19 protein-coding genes are annotated in these 20,144 nt (G+C 68.4%); 3 read left to right on the top strand and 16 right to left on the bottom strand.

Translation table 11 applies throughout. The annotated features are described in order from the left end of the window. Window positions 1-68: 68 nt before the first annotated feature. The 9 genes from CEK68_RS06605 to oleC all read right to left on the bottom strand — a co-directional run bounded on the left by CEK68_RS06605 (window position 69) and on the right by oleC (window position 9,798). The gene (locus tag CEK68_RS06605; RefSeq protein ID WP_043090301.1) at window positions 69-398 is read right to left on the bottom strand and encodes a hypothetical protein; all 330 of its coding nucleotides are present in this window, start codon (window positions 396-398) and stop codon (window positions 69-71) included. Window positions 399-718: 320 nt separating this feature from the next. Then, entirely contained in the window at window positions 719-1,492 is a 774-nt protein-coding gene (locus tag CEK68_RS06600) for a pseudouridine synthase (RefSeq protein WP_152238929.1), read from the bottom strand. A 178-nt stretch (window positions 1,493-1,670) separates the two neighbouring features. Continuing rightward, complete coding sequence (locus CEK68_RS06595) at window positions 1,671-2,246, bottom strand: class I SAM-dependent methyltransferase (RefSeq protein WP_193314123.1); 576 nt, start codon at window positions 2,244-2,246, stop codon at window positions 1,671-1,673. Window positions 2,247-2,272: 26 nt separating this feature from the next. After that, window positions 2,273-3,931, bottom strand: a complete 1,659-nt coding sequence (ubiB, locus tag CEK68_RS06590) for a ubiquinone biosynthesis regulatory protein kinase UbiB (RefSeq protein WP_152238927.1) — start codon at window positions 3,929-3,931, stop codon at window positions 2,273-2,275. Beyond that, window positions 3,928-4,569, bottom strand: a complete 642-nt coding sequence (locus CEK68_RS06585) for an SCP2 sterol-binding domain-containing protein (RefSeq protein ID WP_152238926.1) — start codon at window positions 4,567-4,569, stop codon at window positions 3,928-3,930. Before CEK68_RS06585 ends, ubiB begins: the two co-directional genes overlap by 4 nt. A 79-nt stretch (window positions 4,570-4,648) precedes the next feature. After that, window positions 4,649-6,607: a S9 family peptidase gene (locus CEK68_RS06580; protein WP_152238925.1), complete on the bottom strand. Its 1,959-nt coding sequence runs from the start codon at window positions 6,605-6,607 to the stop codon at window positions 4,649-4,651. A gap of 196 nt (window positions 6,608-6,803) precedes the next feature. Next, on the bottom strand, window positions 6,804-6,962 hold the full coding sequence (locus tag CEK68_RS06575; protein ID WP_003468167.1) for a DUF1328 domain-containing protein: 159 nt from the start codon (window positions 6,960-6,962) through the stop codon (window positions 6,804-6,806). A gap of 63 nt (window positions 6,963-7,025) precedes the next feature. Then, window positions 7,026-8,036 carry a 2-alkyl-3-oxoalkanoate reductase gene (oleD, locus tag CEK68_RS06570; protein ID WP_148829797.1) on the bottom strand — a complete coding sequence of 337 codons (1,011 nt, stop codon included), beginning with the start codon at window positions 8,034-8,036 and terminating at the stop codon, window positions 7,026-7,028. A gap of 100 nt (window positions 8,037-8,136) precedes the next feature. After that, on the bottom strand, window positions 8,137-9,798 hold the full coding sequence (oleC, locus tag CEK68_RS06565; RefSeq protein ID WP_043090305.1) for an olefin beta-lactone synthetase: 1,662 nt from the start codon (window positions 9,796-9,798) through the stop codon (window positions 8,137-8,139). Window positions 9,799-9,943: 145 nt separating this feature from the next. Between oleC and CEK68_RS06560 the strand changes: the two genes are divergently transcribed. Then, entirely contained in the window at window positions 9,944-10,318 is a 375-nt protein-coding gene (locus CEK68_RS06560; protein WP_017911452.1) for a YkgJ family cysteine cluster protein, read from the top strand. Between the two features lie 177 nt (window positions 10,319-10,495). Here CEK68_RS06560 and CEK68_RS06555 read toward each other — a convergent pair whose 3' ends face one another. The 6 genes from CEK68_RS06555 to CEK68_RS06530 all read right to left on the bottom strand — a co-directional run bounded on the left by CEK68_RS06555 (window position 10,496) and on the right by CEK68_RS06530 (window position 17,819). Next, complete coding sequence (locus tag CEK68_RS06555) at window positions 10,496-10,975, bottom strand: hypothetical protein (protein ID WP_017907733.1); 480 nt, start codon at window positions 10,973-10,975, stop codon at window positions 10,496-10,498. Between the two features lie 223 nt (window positions 10,976-11,198). After that, entirely contained in the window at window positions 11,199-12,104 is a 906-nt protein-coding gene (locus tag CEK68_RS06550) for an alpha/beta fold hydrolase (RefSeq protein WP_152238924.1), read from the bottom strand. Window positions 12,105-12,184: 80 nt separating this feature from the next. Further along, window positions 12,185-13,267, bottom strand: coding sequence for a Fic family protein (locus CEK68_RS06545; protein ID WP_152238923.1), 1,083 nt, complete (start codon window positions 13,265-13,267; stop codon window positions 12,185-12,187). Between the two features lie 117 nt (window positions 13,268-13,384). Then, window positions 13,385-14,401 (bottom strand): 3-oxoacyl-ACP synthase III, encoded by a 1,017-nt coding sequence (locus tag CEK68_RS06540; protein ID WP_017907736.1) that lies wholly within the window; start codon window positions 14,399-14,401, stop codon window positions 13,385-13,387. Window positions 14,402-14,503: 102 nt separating this feature from the next. Beyond that, the gene (locus tag CEK68_RS06535; protein ID WP_017907737.1) at window positions 14,504-14,821 is read right to left on the bottom strand and encodes a DUF4156 domain-containing protein; all 318 of its coding nucleotides are present in this window, start codon (window positions 14,819-14,821) and stop codon (window positions 14,504-14,506) included. A 124-nt stretch (window positions 14,822-14,945) separates the two neighbouring features. Next, window positions 14,946-17,819, bottom strand: a complete 2,874-nt coding sequence (locus CEK68_RS06530; protein ID WP_152238922.1) for a pitrilysin family protein — start codon at window positions 17,817-17,819, stop codon at window positions 14,946-14,948. Between the two features lie 414 nt (window positions 17,820-18,233). On the opposite strand from CEK68_RS06530, the gene CEK68_RS06525 reads away from it, so the two are divergent. Beyond that, window positions 18,234-18,710, top strand: coding sequence for a hypothetical protein (locus CEK68_RS06525; protein ID WP_152238921.1), 477 nt, complete (start codon window positions 18,234-18,236; stop codon window positions 18,708-18,710). 41 nt (window positions 18,711-18,751) lie between these two features. Then, complete coding sequence (locus tag CEK68_RS06520) at window positions 18,752-19,231, top strand: tRNA (cytidine(34)-2'-O)-methyltransferase (protein ID WP_017907740.1); 480 nt, start codon at window positions 18,752-18,754, stop codon at window positions 19,229-19,231. An 87-nt stretch (window positions 19,232-19,318) separates the two neighbouring features. Here CEK68_RS06520 and CEK68_RS06515 read toward each other — a convergent pair whose 3' ends face one another. Beyond that, window positions 19,319-20,008, bottom strand: a complete 690-nt coding sequence (locus tag CEK68_RS06515) for a DUF1349 domain-containing protein (RefSeq protein ID WP_152238931.1) — start codon at window positions 20,006-20,008, stop codon at window positions 19,319-19,321. Window positions 20,009-20,144: the final 136 nt, after the last annotated feature.

Genomic DNA, 20,144 nt, shown 5'->3' with positions numbered 1-20,144 from the left:
GCATGACAGTTGACTCCTACGTTGGTTGGGCGGAACAGTGCAGAAAAAAAGCTGTTACGTGGCTCGTGCTACCGGTAGATGTAGATCGACTGCAGTTTGCTGCCCCAGCCTTTGCAACCGATACTCGTCGGCACCTCCAAACGCACCTTCTTGCCGGTGGTGAGCGCCGTCATCGCCGCGGCGTACACCTCCTTGCCGTTGGGCTGCGAGGTATCGATGGTGAACGTGAGCGTGCCGCATAAGGCGTCCGAATCCACCTCGATGTAGACCATCGAGTCGCCGATATAGGGCCGGAGCGAAACGACGCTCACCAGATCGCTCGTAGGCTCCGCCTGCGCCAGCGCGGCAGCGCCCAAAAAAAGTAGCACCACCGACCAGGGTGCGCGCGTTTGTTTCATGTCTTCCCCCTTTGTTAGACATCCACTTCAGTCGATGCGCGACACACGCAGAAGCGCAGTCGAGCCTGACCACTTGCCACATCCGGTAGTGTGCGCTTTCCGACCTCAGCGCGAACCGGGCATCGCTTTCGCGCGTCGAACGCCAAACTGCAGCGCTTTCCCCGCACGCATGCGCTGCGACGCCTGGCGGCGTTTCTCCCCCGATCGGCCGCATTGTGATGAGACCACGTGACTTGCGTCAACGAACGTCGATGCTTTCACCGAGATGATCGACGCAGCGGTACAGACCATGTGCACTCACCGATCCGCTATCCCACTGCTTACCTACTCGCATCCACCCGCCACGGCGCCGCATCCCATCCGAACAACCCGAACGCCCGCACGAATTCCGCATCCAGCGGCGCCGTCACCGCGATCCGATGGCCGTCCGGGTGCGGAAACGCCAGGCGCTCGGCGTGCAGCAGCATGCGGTGCACGCCCTGCATGCGGAAGATGCGGTTGTGGCGGCCATCGCCATGGCTGGTGTCGCCGATCAGGTGATGCGAGAGGTGCTTGAGGTGGCGGCGGATCTGCCGGAAGCGCCCGGTCACCGGGCTGCAGCGCAGCAGCGCATAGCGCGAGGTGGCGAACTCGCCCGACGGCACCTGCAGTTCGCCGCAGGCCAGGCGCGCGAAGCGGGTCTGCGCCGGTTTCTTCAGCGGCTTGCCGGGGCCGCCGTCGAGGTCGTGGTCGACCTCGAAGCGATCTTCGGCCGGCCAGCCGCGGCAGATCGCCAGGTAATCCTTGTCCACTTCGCCCCCCATCAGCGCCTTGCCCAGCACGCTGGCGGTGTCGCGGTCGAAGGCCAGCAGCAGGCAGCCGCTGGTGGCACGGTCGAGCCGGTGCACCAGGAAGATCGGCCGACCCAGCTGTGCGCGCAGACGGTCGGCGAGGAAATCGTCCTCGCCGCGGGCGAGCTTGCTGTCGTGGACCATCAGCCGGGCGGGCTTGTCGACCACGGCGAGCAGCGGGTCTTGATAGAGGATCTGCAGGGAATCGGCGTCGGTGTTCACTGCCGGATTATCCGCGCCGTGCCGCGGCGCGACAATGCGCATTGCAGGAACGAGGCGCGCATGCAGGTGGCGCGGAGCGGCAGCGTCCTCAGCACTGAGCCCATGACCTCGCTCACGACAACGGCACCCATGGCACCGATGACGACGTGGCGGCAACTCGCGCCGACGGTTGCTTGACCCGACGACGCACGTCGCAGGCAGGCACGCCGCCGCGCTGCGCCTACGCGTTCTTGACCGCCAGCAGTTCGCCGTTGCCGACCGGCAGCGTGGTGCAGGTGAACGCGGCATCGGCATCCAGCAGCGCGGCGAACGGCGCCATCTCCGTCGCGTGCGACAGCGCGTTGTCCACGACCAGCAGACCGCCCGGCCGCAACACGCGACGCAACTGCGGCCACCAGTCGCAATACAGGGTGCGCTCGGCATCCAGGAACACCAGGTCGAACGCGGCCGACGCCGCGTCCGCCAACCAGACGCCGGCATCCGTGAGGACCAGATCGATACAGCCTTGCACGCCGGCACTGGCGAAGTTGCGCTGCGCCAGCGCGATCTTGTGCGCGGCGTATTCCAGCGTGGTCACGCCGCCGCCCAGCGCCGCCGTGGCCTCGGCCAGCCACAGGGTGGAATAGCCGTTGGACGTGCCGATCTCCAGCACCCGCCGCGCACCCATGGCGCGCACCAGCACCGCCAGCAGTTCGCTGGTCTCCGGGGTGATATTGAGCAGGCGCTGCGCGCGCTCGGACTGGCCTGCGTCGTGGCGCGGACCTTCCGCACCGAGTTCGGCGCGCACCGCGTGCAGCCGCGCGCGATCCAGCGCCGCCACGCTCAGCGCCGCCACCACGCCGTCAGCAAGGCCGCGGTGCCGGCACCGCCGCTGATCCAGGCCCACAGCGACACCCCACCCAGCTGCGGCCCGCCCGCGTCGAGCGCGTACAGCAGCGTGGCCACGGTGAGCAGGCCGACGCCGGCGATCGCCGCCACCACCCGCCGCTGCATGCGCCGCACCAGCAGGTTGAGTTCGAACAGGTCGCGCGAGCGCATCGACAGCTCGTGCCGGCCCTCGACCTGCTGGCGCAGCCAGCCGTGGATCAGCCGCGGCATGTCCGGCGCGTGGGTCATGATCTCCGGCAGGCGCTTGCGCAGTTCGTGCAGCGCGCGCTGCGGGCTGTAGCGCTCGATGAGGATGCGTTCGAGCACCGGCCGCGCCACCGCCCAGATGTCCAGTTCGGGATCGAGCTGGCGGCCGACGCCTTCGATGTTGAGCAGGGTCTTCTGCAGCAGGATCAGCTGCGGCTGCAGGGTCAGCTGGTAGCGCTGGGCCACGCGGAACAGCTTGATCAGTACCTCGGCCAGCGAGATCTGCGACAGCGGCCGGATGAAGTACGGCTCGCACACCGAGCGCGCCGCCGCCTCCAGCTCGTCGATGCGCACGTTGGCCGGCATCCAGCCGGCCTCCACGTGCAGCTCGGCCATGCGCCGGTAATCCTTGTTGAAGATGGCCATGAAGTTCTCGGCCAGGTAGTACTGATCTTCCTGCGAGAGCTGGCCCATGATGCCGAAGTCCAGCGCGATGAAGCGCGGGTTGTCGCGGCGCGCCGGGTCGCTGTCGACCCAGATGTTGCCGGCGTGCGCATCGGCATGGAAGAAGTTGTCGCGGAACACCTGGGTGTAGAACACCCGCACGCCCTTGGCCGCCAGCGCGCGGCGGTCGATGCCGGCGGCGTCCAGCGAGGCGATGTCGTCGGAGGGGATGCCGCGCACCCGCTCCAGGGTCAGTGCGCGCTCGGCGGTGTGGGTCCAGATCACCTCCGGCACGTAGAGGTCGTCCGAGTGCAGCCAGAAACGGCGCAGCACGCTGGCGTTGGCGCCCTCGCGCTGCAGGTCCAGCTCCGCGGCGAGGGTGGTCTCGATCTCGGCCACCACCTCGCGCGGGCGGATCTTGTCGGCGCGCGGATGGGTGCGCTCGACCAGTGCGGCGGCCGATTTCAGCAAGGCGATGTCGGCGTCGATCTGCCGCTCGATGTCCGGGCGCAGCACCTTGACCACCACTTCGCGGCCATCGTGCAGCGTCGCCGCGTGCACCTGCGCGATCGAGGCCGAGGCCAGCGGCTCGGTATCGAAGGTCGCGAACGCCACCGCGATCGGCCGCCCCAACGCCTGCTCGACGATGCGCCGCGCCGCCTCGCCGTCGAACGGGCGCACCCGGTCCTGCAGCAGGGTCAGTTCCTCGGCCACGTCCGGCGGCATCAGGTCGCGGCGGGTGGAGAGGATCTGCCCGAACTTGACGAAGATCGGCCCCAGGTCCTGCAGCGCCAGGCGCAGCCGGGCGCCGCGCGACTGCGCGGCGATGTCGGGGCTGGCGCGCGGCACGAACGGCTTGGCCAGGCGCAACCAACGCTCGGCCGGGGTGCCGTCGAGCAGGTCGTCCAGGCGATAGCGCAGGATCACCCGGCCGATGCGGCTGGCGCGGAACATCGCCTTCATGCGTCGCGCTCCGGCTGCAGCCGCGCCGCGCGCGCGGCCAGGCGTTCGATGTCGTCGCGCAGCACGTCGACGTCGTCGTAGAAAGCCTCCAGCTCGGCGCGCGCGACCACGTCGCGCGACTCCTCGGTCACGTACTCGGCCGCGCTCTGCGCCAGGTCCTGCGCACTGCGCCGGGCCTGCTGCAGGGCCGAGCGCGCGGTGTTGGCCACCTGCACGCCGAGCACCTCGCCGAACACCTGCACGAACGGCCGCTGCCAGTCCGGATCGAAGCGCGTCGCCAACTGCTGCAGACGCCGCGCCAGTTCGGCATCGCCGGAGACCCGCACCCGCCCGCCGGGGCCGCCGGGGCGCCGCGCCTGCGCCAGGAACGGCAACTGCGCGAGCAGGCCGCCGAGGGTGCTGCGCACCGCCAGCTCCGGCTCCTGCGCCGGATCCACCGGGCCGACCCGCAGGTGCGTACCGTCGACACGGATCTGCAGCGCCAGCGCCGGCGCCTCCAGGGTCAGCGCCACGCGCTGGCCGTCGAGGTCGCGCAGGGCCTCGCCGGTTTCCGGGTCCAGCGCCAGCGCGCGATTGAGCGCCGCTTCCAGCGCGCGGCCGGCCAGGGGCTTGAGAGCATCGAGGGGGGATCCAGACATCCCCGCATTCTAGCGGCAGACACGTCGCCAGGCCGTGCGCAGGGCGAGACAGATGTCCCGCCCATGCCATCGCCAACCGCTACTGCGCCTGCGCGCCGCCCAGGTGCTTGCTCAGGAACGCCAGCAACTGCGTGTAATAGGCGCGCCGGTGCGGCTCGGTATAAAAGCCGTGGCCCTCGTTGGGGAAATACAACGACTCCACCGGCACCCCGGCCTTCTTCAACGCCTTTTCCATGCGCTCGGTGTGTTCGATCGGCGCACGCTCGTCCTTGCCGCCGGCCGCCAGGAACACCGGCACGCGGATGCGCGCAGCCAGATTGACCGGCGAACGCGCCGCCAGGCTGTCGCGTTCGCCCAGCCAGTCGCCGGCCCAGGCCTTGGTCCAGCGCGCATATCTGGCCTGGTCGCGGTACATGGTTTCCAGATCGTAGACGCCGACATAGCCGGCCGCGCAGCGGTACAGGTCCGGCTCCTTGGCCGCGCCCATCAGCGCGGCATAGGCGCCGTAGCTGGCGCCGTAGATGCAGATGCGTGCGGCGTCGGCGATACCCTGGTCGATCGCCCAGCGGGTGGCGTCGGTGAGATCGTCCTGCATGCGCCCGCCCCACTCCCGCGCACCGGCCTGGGTATAGGCGCGCCCGTAGTTGCCCGAGCCACGGTAGTTGACCCGCAACACCGCGTAGCCGGCCGCGGCCAGCACCTGCGCATCATCGTCGAATTCCCAGCCATCGAAGAGGCCGAACGGCCCGCCATGCGGCAACAGCACCATCGGCAGCGGCTTACCGGCTTCGGCATTCAGCGGCAGGGTGAGATAGCCGTGCAGCGCCATGCCATCGCGCGCATTGAAGCCGATCTCGCGGCTGCGCGGCACTTTGTCGGGCGCGAACCATTCGCGTCGGCTGAACACGTGACTGGCGTGCTTGCTGGTGGTGTCGTACAGGTAGTAATCGCCGTTGTTGCGGTCGCTCCACACATACACCATGGCGAGCCGCCGATCGGCGGTGGCCGACGTGATGAACACCGCGTCGCCATTGAAGGCCTTTTCCAGCGAGTGATACAGCCGCGCTGTCGGTGCGTTGTCGTCGAAAAACACGTTGCGCACACGGTCGCTCATGAACGACACGCCGATCGGGGTCTTGCCGTCCAGATCGCGCAGGACCCGGTACGGGTCAACCTTGTCGTCGCGGATCAGCGTCGTGGTGCGGTCGTTGCGCGGATCCCAGGACACCACCGTGTCAGGACCGTTGGCCTGTTCCACCTGCAGATAGGCGATGCCGTCGTCGGCCGAGAATCCCAGCGGGAAGCTGCGATGGCCAGTGCGCGCTTCGTCGTTCACCAACTGCCACGGGCTGGCGTCGTCGCTGCGGTAAAACAGCTTGCTGTTGTTGGCGGCATCGGCGCCCTGCGCAAAGCGCACGCGTCTGGCGTGATCGGTGACGAAATCTGCGCGCGGCACCGGCACGCTGGCCACCGCCGTGCGACGACGGTTGTAGATGTCCAGCTTTTCGACCCGGACCTTTGGATCGCTGCTCTGCTCCACTACGGAGACCAGCACCGAGCGCGGATCGCTCGACAGCGTGTCCAGCATGAACACCGACGGGTCCAGGCTCGATTTGAAGGTCGCGCCATTGACGTTCTCGTTGATGCCATAAGGGCTGGCGAGCAGGCGCGGATTCTTGCCGTCGGCATTCACGGCATGCAACTGGCCGATGGCCGTCGGCTGGTCGCGCGCACCGTAGCGCTCGGCCATCGATACCACGATGCGTTCGTCGTTGGCCCACCAGAAGTCGTCCACCACGGAGTCTGCGGGCCCCATGATCTTGGCCGAGATCTCCTTGTCGCTACGGCGCACCACCGCCAGCACGGTACGGTCATCCAACGGCGCGGTGACAGCGTAATACGCACCGGTCGGCGAGATCTTCACCCGGTCGAACTGATCGTGCTGAAGATACGGCGTCAGATCCAACGCCGGCGATTGCGCGTACGCGCCCGTACTGCAGGCAAGCGCGAGGCCTGCCCAAACGATCCACTGTCGCATTGTCCACCCCTGTCCCCTGAGTGGCCTATGCTGACAAGGGCGACGGGCGCCGTCCAGCTCCGGCTTGCGCCTGGCTGGGCGACCGGGGCGAAGCGACGGCTGCGCGGGGCCCGGTCGCCATGCCCTGCCCCAGAAACGACTTGCCCGCGACGCAGGGCGCCGCGGGCAAGTATCGACGTTGGATTGTCGCTGCGGACTACACCTTGCCGCGGCGGAACATCGAGATCACCGCCAGGATCAGGAACACCACGAACAGGATCCAGGCGATGTTGGTCGCCGCGCCGGCGATGCCGCTGAAACCGAGCACGGCGGCGATGATGGCGATCACGAAGAAGATGATGGCGTAATGCAGCATGGCAATGTCCAGAGAGTTGTCGTGCCGAATCGGCGCGGCATCATCTTCGGAAACGCGTGGTCGTCAGCGGGTGACGGACGTGTCGTGGCGCCATGACGACGCCAGCCGCTGCAGTCCCTGCTCGATGCTTACCTGCGGCACGTAGCCGAAGTCGCGCCGCGCCGGCTCCATGCTGTACCAGTGGGGGGTGCACAGCTGCTCGGCCAGGAACCGCGTCAGCGGCGGCTCGCCGCGCAGGCGCAGCAGCGGCCACAGGGTCTCGCAGGCGGCACCGATGCGGTAGGCGGCCTTGAACGAAAGCGTCCTGGTCACCGTCGGCGCGCCGACCGCGGCGAGCAGCTTGTTGAGCAGCACGCGCATCGGCAACGGCTCGCCGTTGGAGATGAAGTAGGCCTTGCCGGCGCAGGGCGCGCCCACCGCCAGGTGCTCGAAGGCATCGAAGTGCGCCTGTGCGGCGTTGTCGATGTAGGTGGAATCGACCTTGTTGTCGCCGCTGCCGACCAGACGCACGCGCCCGGCCTGCGCCCGCGCGACCAGCTTGGGCAGGATCTGGTTGTCGCCCGGCCCCCAGATCAGCCGCGGGCGCAGCGCCACCACCGCCAGCTGCGCGTCGTTGGCGGCGAGCACCATGCGCTCAGCGATCGCCTTGGTCGCCGCGTACGGCGCCTGGAAATCCTCGCCGTAGGGCACCTGGTCCGCGCCCAGGCCTTCGACTGGATGGGTGGCGCGGTGGGTCACGCTCGGTGTGGAGGTGTAGACCAAACGCGACACGCCGTGCAGGCGGCAGGCCGCCAGCACGTTCTCGGTGCCGACCACGTTGGGCTGGTAGTAGCTGTCGTAGCTGCCCCAGGCCCCGGCCTTGGCGGCGTTGTGGAACACCGCATCGGCGCCGGCCAGCGCATGCTGCAGCGCCTGCGCATCGACCAGATCGCCCCGCACCTGGGCCACGCCCAAGGCCTGCAGTTCCGGGTAGTGGCCGCGGTTGTAGCTGACCACCTGGTGCCCGCGCGCCACCAGCCCGCGGCACAGCGCCTGGCCCAGGAATCCACCGCCACCGGTCACCACGATCTTCATCGCCACACTCCATGATCAGGGTGGCCATTCTGGGGCCGGCCATGCGCCGCGCCAACGGTGTCCTGCTGCGCAGCCGCGCCGGTGCACATGCTGCGCGCGCTCATTTGCGCTGTTCCGCGGCCCACAGCGCCAGCTTCTCGCGGCCGATCTTGGCGTTGTGGCGGATGTCCACCGGAAAGCCCGGGTGGCTCAGGAAATCGACGATGCCGGCCGTGTGCGCATGCGCGGCGGCGGTATCGCGCAGTCGCTGCTGCAGCGCCTGCAGTTCAGGGCCGCTCGAGAGCATCGCGCCCACTTCCAGCTCGTAGCACAGCACCGGGCGCTGCTGCCCCGGCGCGCCGATGCCGACCAGGGCGGTGCGGCCGATGCCCGGCAGCGCGTTGAAGATCGGCTCCACCTGTTCGGTGTACAGCGGCCCCTGCGCGGTTTCCACGCGCTGGGTCTTGCGCCCGCAGAACCACAGCCGGCCCTGCGCGTCGAAATAGCCGACATCGCCCATGCGGTGCACGACGCGCTCGCTGCCGTCGTCCAGGCGTTCGCGGATCTTGGCCAGGCGCGTGGCCGCATCGCGGTTGAAATAGGTGTCGGTGGCGGTCGGGCCGGCCACGGTGATCTCGCCGACCGTGCCGGTGGGGACTTCGCGCACGCCGCTCCACTCCGGAATCGCGGCGTCGTCGATGGCGATGATGCGCACCTGGTTGGGCGGCACCACCGTGCCGACGCAGGTGCCGGCACCGCGCTCGGTCGCCGCGCGCGTGTCCTGCAGCTCGCGGCCCTCGATCACCGCCACCGGCAGGCACTCGGTGGCGCCGTAGGGCGTCCAGAACTGGCCGTCCTCCGGCAGCAGGCTGCGGATCCGCGCCACCACGTCCGGCGGCACCGGCGCGCCGGCCGAGGTGGCGCAGCGCACGTTGGTCAACGGCTTGCCGTAGTCGGCCAGCACCCGCATCAGGGCCGGCGAGCCGAACAGCTGGGTCACGCCGAAGCGCTGCATCGCATCGTGCAGCTTGCGCGGATCGACCTTGGCTGGGCGCGTCGGGTCCATGTCCGGGATCACCGAGGTCAATCCCAGCGCCGGGTCGAACAGCGCGAACGGCGGGAAAGTGGGCAGATCGATCCCGCCAGGCTGCATGTCGAAGGCATTGCGCATCAGCTCGATCTGGCCGACGAAATGCCGGTGCCGGTAGACCACGCCCTTGGGCACGCCGGTGGAGCCGCTGGTGAACAGGATCGCGGCGACGTCGTCCGCGGCCGTGTCGGCCAGCTGGCTGCCGGCGCCCTGGCCGGCGCGCTCGATCCGCGCCAGCGTGGTGCCGCCCCAGGCCCAGCGCCGGCCGACGGTGACGATCCGCTTTGCCGAGCGCGCCCAGCCGAGCAGACGCCGCGCCAGCTGCGCCAGCGGAATGCCGATGAAGGCCTCCGGCTGCGCCTCGTCCAGGCACTGCTTGAGCGCGCGCCGGTCGATGCCCGGATCGACCAGCACCGGCACCGCGCCGGCCTTGAACAGCGCGAACATGAGCAGGAAGAACTCCGGCGACGGCCGCACCATCACCACCGTGCGGGTGCCGCGGCCGATGCCGTAGGCGCCCAGGCCGGCGGCGATGGCATCGCTGCGCGCGTCCAGCTGCGCATAGCTCAGGGTCACGTCGTAGGCCGCCATGCCGCCGGGGCCGGGCCGGCCGGGGCAGCGCATGGCGATCTGGTCCGGGCGCTCGCGCGCCAGCCGCGGCAGCGTCGCCGCGATGTTGCAGGTCGTGGTCATACGCCGATTATCGCCGATGCGCCCGGCCGCAGCCGACACCCCGGCCGCGGCCGCCGCGGCTGAATGCCGGAGTGCTTGCAGCGCGCCCCGGTTCGGTCAGAATGCCGCGCCCCCCACGCTGTTCGCCGCGCAAGGCCCGGCCGCCATGTCCCATCCCTGCCTCACCTGCGGCGCCTGCTGCGCCTACTTCCGCGTCAGTTTCCACTGGAGCGAAGCCGATCCCGCGCTGGGCGGCAGGGTCCCGTTCGAGCTGACCGAACCGCTGCGCACCCATGAGCGGGTGATGCGTGGCACCTCGCAGGCGCAGCCGCGCTGCATCGCCCTGGACGCGGACATCGGCCGCTACAGTCGCTGCAGCATCCACGAGCGGCGGCCGTCGGTGTGCGCCGCGGTGCCGGCCTCGCTGGAGTTCGGCGAACGCAGCGCGCAGTGCGACAAGTCGCGGCTGGCGCACGGCCTGCCGCTGCTGACCCTGGCCGACTGGGACGGCGTAGTCGAACGCAATCTACCGGACGCCTGAGCGGCGGCGCCGCCAGCATGGCAGGGAGGCCGTAGCAGCGGCCCTTGCCGCCGTGGGATCAGCCGCGCCCCGCGTTCCCGGCAACGCCCGGTCGCGGCTGTAGCCGCTCCTACGCGAACCCGTGCAAACGTCCATCCTGGCGGCATCCGAAGCACGGCGAACGCGCACCGCATCGGCTCAGCGGTGCTTCCACGCCGTCGGCACCGGATTGGTCACGGTGTTCTTTTCCAGGGTGTAGGTACCGTTCTGCTGGGCGATGGCCTCGCCGGTGTCGACGATCGCGTTCTGGATGAAGACGTTCCTGTCCTCGCCACGAATGAAGGTCAGCTGGTGGAAGGCGGTCTTGTTGCCCCAGTCCTCGGACGGCAGCGAGATGAAGCGAATCGTGTAGGTCTGGTCGTCGAAGCTGCCCTGCAGCACGTACACGCCGTAGTGGTTCTCGCCCTGCGAGATGATCTTGTACATGCCGTTGCTGTAGTAGTAGATCTCCGCATCGGGAAACGGCTTCTTGTCGTACAGCTTGCGGTAGTGCAGCACCTGCTTCCAGGTGGGCTGGCCGAATCCGACCGTCAGCGTCTTGCCGTCCGCGGACGTGGTCAGGTCTTCCGCATGCGCACCAGGCACGCTCATCGCCGTCAACAGCATCGCCATCGCCATCGCTTTCACTCTCTGTCTCCTGTCCGATTGCGTGCAGCGTCCGCTTCCGCGCGACGCGCACGTCGGCGGCGACTGTACCCAGCCCAAAATGTTGCAGTACGGCAATCGGTAGCAGTTTGCGCGTGCCCGTGTAGACGATCCACGCCGCAACGCCGGCGGCAATCTCCCTTCCTGCATGTGCGGCGCGCCACAGGAAGACGCCGGATCTGGCCGGCGTGCGTGCTCAGGACAACGGATGCGCGTCCAGAAACCGGCGGATCGCCGGCACCAGCACCTCGTGCTTGTCTTCCAGCACGTAGTGGTTGGCATCCTCGAAGGCCATCACCTCGGCCTGCGGCAACGCGCGGCGGAAGCCTTCCAGGAAATGATGGTCGAAGCAGATGTCGCGCAGGCCCCAGCCGATGAAGGCGGGGCGGTCGGCGAACGACGGCAGCGCCTGCTCCGCCCGCGCCAGCAGCGACCAGGCCTTGTCGTCCGGCGACAGCGGAATGTCCTGCATGAAGCGGATCGTGGAAATGCGGTTGGCCCAATTGTCGTACGGCGCCACGTAGGCGCGACGCACATCGGCAGGCATGCGTCGCGACACGCCCAGCCACGACGCGCCCGAAGAGAACGCATTGAACGTGCGGATGAACCACTCGCCCGGGCGCCAGTGCCGGCCCATCGCGATCTGCCACGGCATCGGCTTGGCCGCCGGCAGCGGGAACGCCGCGGTATTGGTGATGACCAGGCGCCGCACCTGCGCATGGTGCGACAGCGCCCAGCCGAAACCGATCATGCCGCCCCAGTCGTGCACCGCCAGCGTCACCGGCCCGTCGATGCGCAGATGCCGCAGCAGCGCGTCCAGGTCGTCCACGCGCGACTGCAGGGTGTACTCGTAGCCCGGCTGCGCGCCCGGCGCATCGTCCGGCTTGTCCGACAGGCCCATGCCGATGTGGTCGGGCACGATGCAGCGGTAGCGGTCCGACAGCCCGCTCACCAGCGTGCGCCACAGATAGCTCCACGACGGATTGCCGTGCAGCATCACCACCACCTCGCCGTCGCGCGGGCCTTCGTCGAGATAGGACATATGCAGCCCCGGGCGGACCTGGAAGCGCTGTGGGGTGAAGGGATAACCGGGGTAGTTCATGCGGGGCGCTTCTCGGATGGAGACAGTGGAATGTTGCATCGCTCGCGACGCTGCACCGATGGCGAAAGCGCCGTGACGTTTCAGGCGGAGGCCGTTGTCTCGGCGCCGCGCCCGAGCAACTCGAACAGAGGGAGATTCACATAGTAGTTGTTGCGGCCGACCCGGCGCTTCTCCAGTACTCCGTCCTGCGCAAGGAGATCGAGATACTTGGTGGCGGTCAGACGCGAGACGCTCAGATCGCGTTGCACGAACTCCACCCGCGTGTACGGATGGTTGAACAGGTTGTTGATCAGGTCCTGACTGTAGAAACGGTAGGTCTCGCGCACGCGCTGTTTGGTCTCCTGCAACAACGCCTTGATCGCGACGATGGTGGCGACAGTTTCGGCCGCGGTGATGGCGACGGCATCGAGCATGTACAGCACCCAGTCTTCCCAGGCATCGTCTTCGCGCACCGCCTGCAACAGCCGGTAATACTCGGGCTTGGTCCGGACGATGTGCCGGCTGAGGTACAGCACTGGAATATCGAGCAGGCGCTCCTTGACCAGGTACAGCACGTTGAGGATGCGCCCGGTACGGCCATTGCCGTCGTAGAACGGATGGATACTTTCGAACTGGTGATGGATCAGCGCCATCTTCACCAGCGGATCTGCCGTGAATGGCGGTGCATCGTGAATGAAGCGCTCCAGTTCGCCCATGAGGCGGACGACATCGTCAGCGCCTTGCGGCGGTTCGTAGACCACGCGCCCCAGCCCGTCACGCAATGCCGTCCCAGGCAGTTTGCGGAAACCTGCACGATTGCATTCGAGCTGTTCTTGGATGTCGACGATCGTGTTGAGGGTCAGCAACCCCGATGTCCGCACCTGCTCGAATCCCGCACGCAGCGCCTGCCGATAACGCAGCACTTCCTTGATCGCGGTGCCGGTCGCATCGGCCGGATCGTCTTCGCGATACAGGTCATCCTGGGTGGTGACGATGTTTTCGATCGCCGAACTGTCCCGGGCTTCCTGCAGGGTCAGCGTATTGATCAGGATGTTCTGGTTCGGGATGCTGGCGGCGACACCTTTCAGTTCCGCCAGACTGCGGCTGGCGATCGTGAGTCGCTTCAGGATCGCCGTGGTGTCGAAGCGGGCCGGATCCAGCTGCTGTAAGGCAGAGAGGGGCATCGAGGCCGCCACGTGCAAAGAAAAGCGGAGTTTAGATGCATTTCTGCATGGACATGCATAATTTCAGAAGGAAATTATGCATGTTTGCAACAGGGTGCACCGCAGTGCATGCCTCGCTTACCAAACCACCTCGGCCATCGAGCAGTTCAAGCCCGAGCCGATGCCCATCAGCGCGATCCGGTCGCCCTTCTTCAGGCGGCCCAGCTCACGCAGCTTGCTCAGCACGATCGGCACGCTGGCCGGGCCGATGTTGCCGTATTCGCCGAAGATGGTCATGACCTTCTTCTGGTCGATCCCGAAGCTCTTCATGAAGGCCTTGGTGTGCGGGAGGCTGACCTGGTGGATGACGAACTGGTCCAGTTCGTCCACCGCCCACCCCAGCGCCTGCCGCGCGGCGGCGAAGGTCTTCTGGCCCAGCTTGAGGCCTTCGATCAGCAGCATGCGGGTGTCGGTGACCATGCGGTCCATGTTGCCCCGGCACAGGGTGTTCCACTGCGTGGCCGAGCGGGTCACGCCACCGCGGTAGCGCGGCGCATCCGGTGCCAGGTCGGTACGCGCCATCACCATCGCCACCGCACCGCAACCCAGGGTCAGGGTCGCCATTTCGTCGCGGAAGGCGTCGGCGGTCAGGTCCTGCGAGGCCATCCGCTCCAGGGTCTTCTCGTACACCAGATTGGCGGTCTCGCCATCGACCACCATCGCATAGTCGATATCGCCACGCTCGATCATGCGCGCCGCGATGTCCATGCCGTTGATGAAGGCCAGGCAGGCGTTGGCGACGTCGAAGGTCATGCACTGCTCGCTCACGCCCAGATTGCCGGCGACGATGCTGGCGGTGGACGGCTCCAGGTAATCGCGACTCACCGACGTGTTGACCAGCAGCCCGACCTGCCCCGCCTCGATGCCCGCATCGCCCATCGCCTTGCGCGCCGCCAGCGTCGCCACGTCGGACGCCTGCAGGTCCTGGTCCCACATGCGCCGCGCGTGGACGCCGGCGATGTCGCCGAGCACGTCGGCCCGGATCCGCAGCCGGTCCAGGGTAGGCTGCAGGCGCGCGTTGATCTGCTTGGAGGTCAGCGTGTGCGGCGCGTCGATATGCGCCAGTCCCGCGATCGAGACGTTGGTGAAGAGCATCGAGGTGTACGCCAGGGTCAGGCGAGGGGGCGCCAATTCTAGCGGTTACACCGTTTTACCGCATCTTTAACAAATCCCCGGAAAGCGTATGGTCTGAGCGGTTCAGCGGCCGCCGCACTGGTAGGCGGTGAAGCGCTGGTCGCCGTCGACCGGGTCGCCCATCGCCTGCACGGTGTTGGCGCCCACGCCGGGCGCCTCGTTGCGGGCCAGGGTCTCCAGCTCCTCGCGCACCCGCAGCGGGTTGCGCTGATAGAAGCCGACGCTGCTCTTCACCGACACCACCACCTCGCCGCGCTTCTCGCAGCCGCTGGCGGCCTGACCGGGCGGCAGGACCCGCACCCCTTTGCCTTCCGGCGCCATCGGCACCCAGGTGCAGCCGGCGAGCGTGGCGAGCAGGACGAAGGCGATCGGTAGACGCATGGACGGGCCCGTTGGCAGGTGAATCCGGATTGTGCCGCAAAACGCTGAATCGGCCATGACACCGTCGGCCTGCCGGCGCCGGCAGGCGGCGCGCGCCGGCCATCGCCAACGCGCACCGCCGCACTCAGCGCGGCGCCGGGGCCGCCGCCCCGCCCTGCGGTACCCCGTCGGCATCGATCACGGTGACCTCGCCCAGCTTCAGCGCGCGCACCGGCGCCTCGATCTGCTTGAGGTCGCCCACCACCACCCAGGTCAAGGTGTTCGGGTCGAGCATCGACGCCGCCTCGCGCACCTGCGCCGGGGTCATCGCCTCGATCTCGGCCTTGCGCTTGAACACGTAGTCGTCGGGGCGGCCGTAGCGGACGATGCCGCCGATCGCGCCCATCACCGCGCTGGCCGTCTCGTAGGCGCCCGGCAGGCTCAGGGTCTGGATGTTGCGGATGCGCGCCACCTCCTCCGCCGTCGGCGGCGCCTTGCCGCTCGCGAAGGCGCTGATCTCCTTGTACATCTCCTGCAGCGCCGGGGCGGTCTTGTCGATCTGCACCGGGGCCGACGCGGTCCACGGCCGCTGGCCGAGGGCGCTGGCCGCGCCGCTGCGCGCGCCGTAGGACCAATGCTTGTTCTCGCGCAGGTTCATGTTCAGGCGCGAGGTGAAGTCGCCGCCGATCACGCCATTGGCGATGTCGAAGCGGACCGCCGCCGGATCGGTGGTCGGCGGCACCAGTTCCGAGGCGAACAGGTTGGCCTGCACCGCGCCGGGCTGGTCGATCAGGTACACGCGTGGCTTGGCCGGCCGAGCCACGCGGGCCGGGACCGGCACCGACGGCGCCGTCCCTTCGCCCTTCCAGTCGCCGAACTGCGCGTCCAGCAGCGGCACGATCTCGGCCAGGGTGGTGTCGCCGACCACGATCAGGGTGGCGTGCTCCGGGCGCACCCAGTCGCGGTGGAAGTCGACCAGATCCTCGCGCTGCAGGGCCGCGATCGCCGCCTCGGTGCCGATGCCGCTGAACGGCATCGCGTAGGGATGGCCGACGCCGTACAGCAGCGGCGGCAGCACCCGCATCGCCACGCCGTTGGGCTGGGCCTTCTCCTGGCGGATGCTGGCGATCCAGCTGGCGCGGACCCGTTCGATCTCGTTCGGCGCGAAGCGCGGCCGCCGCAGCATGTCCGCGTACAGCGCCAGCGACGGCGCCAGGTTCTCCTTCAGCGCCGACAGGTAGGCATTGCTGCCGTCCAGCGCAGCGCCGGCCGCCAGCGACGCCCCCAATGCCTCGGCCGCATCGGCGAACGCCAGCGCATCGCGCTCGCCGGCGCCATCGTCGAGCATGCCCATGGTGAAGTTGGCCGTCCCCGGCTTGCGCCCCTGGTCGGCGCTGTAGCCGCCCTGGAACTCGTAGCTGAACTGCACCACCGGTACCTCGTGGCGTTCGGCCAGAATCACCGTGGTGCCGTTCTTCAGCGTCGCGCGCTGCAGCGTCGGGAACGTCAGTTTCGGAAACTGGGTGGTCTTGGGCAGGCCGGCGCTGCGGTCGACCACGCTGGGCAGGGTGCGGTACTTGGGATCGACCGGCGGCGGATTCAGCGGCGCCGGTTGCACCGTCGGCTCCTCGGCCTGCGCCACGCGTTCGCCCGGCTGCACCAGCAGGGTGTAGTCGCCCTTGCCCAGCCACTTGCGGCCGACGGCGGTGAGATCGCGCGGGCGGGTCTCGGCGATGGTCGCCAGCGAGGTACGGAAACAGCCGGGGTCGCCGGTGTACACCGCGCACTCGGCCAGCACGTCGGCCTTGCCGCCGAAACCGCCGATGCGCTCGACGCCACGGATGAAGCCGGCGCGGAAGGCGGTCTTGGCGCGCGCCAGTTCGGCCTTGTCCGGCCCCTTGTCCAGCAGCCGGCGCAGTTCCTCGTCGATCGCCGCCTCGACCCTGGCCGGATCCACGCCCTGCTTGACCATGGCGATGATGCCGAAGCCGGAGCCGAGCTGCGACGGCCAGACCGAGGCGCTGACCATATCCACCAGCTTGTCCTGGTGGACCAGGCGCCGGTCCAGCCGCGAGGAGGTGGCGCCGCCCAGCACCTGCGCCAGCAGTTGCAGGCGGTCGACGTCCTCGGTGCCGGTCTGCGCCACGTTCCAGACGCGATAGATCCGCGTCTGCGGCACCTTGTCGGTCATGGTCTCGCGGGTGGACTGGCTGCGCTGGGCCACGTCGACCTTGGGCTGGGCCATGCTCGGGCCGGCCGGGATGTCGCCGAAGTAGCGCGTCACCTTCTCCTTGGCCGTGGCCACGTCGATGTCGCCGGCCAGCACCAGCACCGCGTTGTTGGGACCGTACCAGGTGCGGAACCACTGCTTCACGTCGGCCAGCGAGGCCGCGTTGAGGTCGTTCATCGAGCCGATGACGGTGTGGTGGTACGGGTGGCCGGCCGGGTACAGCGCGCGACTCAGCCGGCTCCAGGCCTGCCCGTAAGGCTGGTTTTCGCCCTGGCGCTTCTCGTTCTGCACCACCCCGCGCTGCTCGTCCAGCGCCGCCTGATCGATGGCGCCGAGCAGGTGGCCCATGCGGTCCGACTCCATCCACAGCGCCATGTCCAGCGCGGTGGTCGGCACGTTCTCGAAGTAATTGGTACGGTCGCTGTTGGTGGTGCCGTTCTGGTCGGTGACGCCGACCTGCTTGAACGGCTCGAAGAACTCGCCGTGGTGGTTCTCGCTGCCCTGGAACATCAGGTGCTCGAACAGATGCGCGAACCCGGTGCGCCCGGCCGGCTCGTCCTTGGCGCCGACGTGGTACCAGAGGTTGACCGCCACGATCGGCGCCTTGCGATCGGTGTGCACCACCACCCGCAACCCATTGGGCAGGGTGAATTGCTCGTAGGCGATATCCACCGACGCGGCGGCAGCAGGCCTGGCCGCCGTCGAAGGCGGCGCGTAGCTCAATGCGCCGAGCGCGACGGACAGGGCGACGGCCAACAGGGCGCCACGCGGGCGGGTCGAGACGGTCATGCGGATTCCTTCTTCCTTGGGGCGAGTGAAACAGCCGGTGAATGCCGATCGTACCGGGCGTACCGCACGGCGCGCAGTCCGCCGTTGTCGCTGACGCCCTTCTGCAACGGCGTCACCTCCGACCCATCAGCGGGTCGGCTGCCGCCTCCGACGGCGCCGCGGTGTCCGCGTCCGGCGTACGCGAGCGCCCGGGTGTCCGCCCGCGGACACATCGCCAAGGAAAATTCTCTTTCAAAAACAGAAACTTGGAATTGGCACGCGGTCTGCTTACACATCCGCAAGCGCAAGAGCCACCGGCATTAAGTGAATGAAAGCTTAATAAAACAACCGGGCGCAAAAAAGTTCTTGCAACCCCTGATTAGGTGTACTACCTTACTACCACACCACTGATCAACAACACCAACGAGGCCCGCCATGAAGACCACCGCCCTGCTCCTGACCGCCGCCATCGCCGCCCTGCTCGCCGCGCCGTCCTTCGCCGCCACGCAGATCACCACCCTGGATGCGGTGCAGGTGCGCCCTTCCGCCGAGCAGATCGCCCAGCGCAGCATCGAACAGGCCAGCGGCATCGCCACCCTGGCGGCCGTGCAGGTGCGCCCCTCGGCCGAGCAGATCGCCCAGCGCGACGCCGAACTGTCCAGCCGCATCGCCACCCTGGCGGCGGTGCAGGTGCGACCCTCGGCCGAGCAGATCGCCCAGCGCAACCAGGAGCAGGCCGCCAGCCAGCACGTGGTGACCCTGGCCACCGTGCAGGTGCGTCCGGATGCGGACATGGGCAGCATGCTGGCGATCGGCGACGTGGTCGGCGAGACGCTGGACACCGCGATGCTGCAGCTGCAGCCGAGCCTGCAGAAGCTGGGCCAGGACCTGGCGGTCGGCCTGGTGCGCTGAATCGGCACCAAGGCCTCCGCGCCGGCGCGTACACTGCGCCGATGATCGCCACCCCAACGCTGCATGTTCTGCTGTACCAGCCCGAAATTCCGCCCAACACGGGCAACGTCATCCGTCTCTGCGCCAACACCGGCGCGCAACTGCACCTGATCGAGCCGCTGGGCTTCGACCTCGGCGACCGTCAGCTCAAGCGCGCCGGCCTGGATTACCACGAGTACGCACGATTGCAGGTCCATGCGTCGCTGGATGCGGCCCTGCAGGCCATCGCCCCGCGCCGCCTGTTCGCCCTCAGCACCCGCAGCAGCACCCGCTACGACACGCCCGCCTTCGCCGACGGCGACGCCTTCCTGTTCGGCCCGGAAACCCGCGGCCTGCCGGACACGGTGCTGGAGCAAGTGCCCGACGCGCAGCGCCTGCGCCTGCCGATGCAGCCGCACAACCGCAGCCTCAACCTGTCCAACGCGGTCGCGGTGGTGGTGTTCGAGGCGTGGCGGCAACTGGGCTTTCCCGGCGCCGACTGAGCGTACGGCGCGCGTCGCCTGGCAACGCGCCATCCAGTCTTCTATCGCTGCATCGCTGGCGCAACCCGCGCCACGGCACTGCAGGCGTCAGGACAGATCGTGCAGATCCTTGCCCAGCACCGGCCCCAGGCTCCAGTCGGAGAAGCGGACCATCAATCCTTCCCGTTCCGGTGTGCACGTCATCGGGCCGACGAGATAGGAGGAGGCGACCGGGAATGGGCACAACCGCACCAGCGGCCATGATTTCCCGTCGCGCGAGACCTGCAGGCGCAGCACGCCCTTGTCCACGGTGGCGCGCATCCAGAAATCCGACGCGTCCGCTTCGTACGGGCCGGTGGCCCAGTCCGAACGGCCGTCGGTCAACACGCTGCTGAGCATCGGCCGCCCATCGCTCAGTTCGATCCCGGCCTTGACCCAGCGGCGCTCGTCGACCCGCACCATGAGGCCGGCCTGATCGTAGAGCTGCTCGAACTTGCCGCGCACGCGCAATTGGCAGGTGAAGCGCGCGGGCGCGGCGATGCCGAGGAAATGCCCGCTGTCGCGGGTGAACCCGTAATGGGTTTCGCGCCAGAAATCGCCGCCCTTGTCGGTGACGACCTCGAGCACGCCGCCCGGCAGGATCCGATGGACCTTGGGCGCGTTGAGCCAGGTGCCCGCCTCCCAGCCGGAAGCTGCCCCCGCGCGCGCACCGCTCGCCAGCACGACGCTGCCGGCGGCGAGCCCACCCAGGGTCGCCCGACGACCGGTATCCACGTCCTGCTCCCCGCAATTCGCCATCGCACTGCTCCTCACGTCGCTGTTTCGGAGGCGCCATCGCGGCGATGGCCTTCGTCGACCTCATCGGCGAATTTGTACATTCGTACCAATTGAGGCGTCAACCGCGAACTGCGATCATCGGCCTTCGTCGAAAACA

The organism is Xanthomonas sp. LMG 12461 (assembly GCF_009192935.1).
Taxonomy (GTDB): Bacteria; Pseudomonadota; Gammaproteobacteria; order Xanthomonadales; family Xanthomonadaceae; genus Xanthomonas_A; species Xanthomonas_A sontii.
Note: the sequence above shows the minus strand (reverse complement) of the source record. Positions and strands in the feature narration are given on the sequence as shown.

Excerpts from the sequence above, each read along its gene's own strand:
- CEK68_RS06605 (WP_043090301.1), bottom strand. The coding sequence starts at position 398 with ATGAAACAAACGCGCGCACCCTGGTCGGTGGTGCTACTTTTTTTGGGC.
- CEK68_RS06600 (WP_152238929.1), bottom strand. The coding sequence starts at position 1,492 with ATGCGCATTGTCGCGCCGCGGCACGGCGCGGATAATCCGGCAGTGAAC.
- ubiB (WP_152238927.1), bottom strand. The coding sequence starts at position 3,931 with ATGAAGGCGATGTTCCGCGCCAGCCGCATCGGCCGGGTGATCCTGCGC.
- CEK68_RS06585 (WP_152238926.1), bottom strand. The coding sequence starts at position 4,569 with ATGTCTGGATCCCCCCTCGATGCTCTCAAGCCCCTGGCCGGCCGCGCG.
- CEK68_RS06580 (WP_152238925.1), bottom strand. The coding sequence starts at position 6,607 with ATGCGACAGTGGATCGTTTGGGCAGGCCTCGCGCTTGCCTGCAGTACG.
- CEK68_RS06575 (WP_003468167.1), bottom strand. The coding sequence starts at position 6,962 with ATGCTGCATTACGCCATCATCTTCTTCGTGATCGCCATCATCGCCGCC.
- oleD (WP_148829797.1), bottom strand. The coding sequence starts at position 8,036 with ATGAAGATCGTGGTGACCGGTGGCGGTGGATTCCTGGGCCAGGCGCTG.
- oleC (WP_043090305.1), bottom strand. The coding sequence starts at position 9,798 with ATGACCACGACCTGCAACATCGCGGCGACGCTGCCGCGGCTGGCGCGC.
- CEK68_RS06560 (WP_017911452.1), top strand. The coding sequence starts at position 9,944 with ATGTCCCATCCCTGCCTCACCTGCGGCGCCTGCTGCGCCTACTTCCGC.
- CEK68_RS06555 (WP_017907733.1), bottom strand. The coding sequence starts at position 10,975 with ATGGCGATGGCGATGCTGTTGACGGCGATGAGCGTGCCTGGTGCGCAT.
- CEK68_RS06550 (WP_152238924.1), bottom strand. The coding sequence starts at position 12,104 with ATGAACTACCCCGGTTATCCCTTCACCCCACAGCGCTTCCAGGTCCGC.
- CEK68_RS06545 (WP_152238923.1), bottom strand. The coding sequence starts at position 13,267 with ATGCCCCTCTCTGCCTTACAGCAGCTGGATCCGGCCCGCTTCGACACC.
- CEK68_RS06540 (WP_017907736.1), bottom strand. The coding sequence starts at position 14,401 with ATGCTCTTCACCAACGTCTCGATCGCGGGACTGGCGCATATCGACGCG.
- CEK68_RS06535 (WP_017907737.1), bottom strand. The coding sequence starts at position 14,821 with ATGCGTCTACCGATCGCCTTCGTCCTGCTCGCCACGCTCGCCGGCTGC.
- CEK68_RS06530 (WP_152238922.1), bottom strand. The coding sequence starts at position 17,819 with ATGACCGTCTCGACCCGCCCGCGTGGCGCCCTGTTGGCCGTCGCCCTG.
- CEK68_RS06525 (WP_152238921.1), top strand. The coding sequence starts at position 18,234 with ATGAAGACCACCGCCCTGCTCCTGACCGCCGCCATCGCCGCCCTGCTC.
- CEK68_RS06520 (WP_017907740.1), top strand. The coding sequence starts at position 18,752 with ATGATCGCCACCCCAACGCTGCATGTTCTGCTGTACCAGCCCGAAATT.
- CEK68_RS06515 (WP_152238931.1), bottom strand. The coding sequence starts at position 20,008 with ATGGCGAATTGCGGGGAGCAGGACGTGGATACCGGTCGTCGGGCGACC.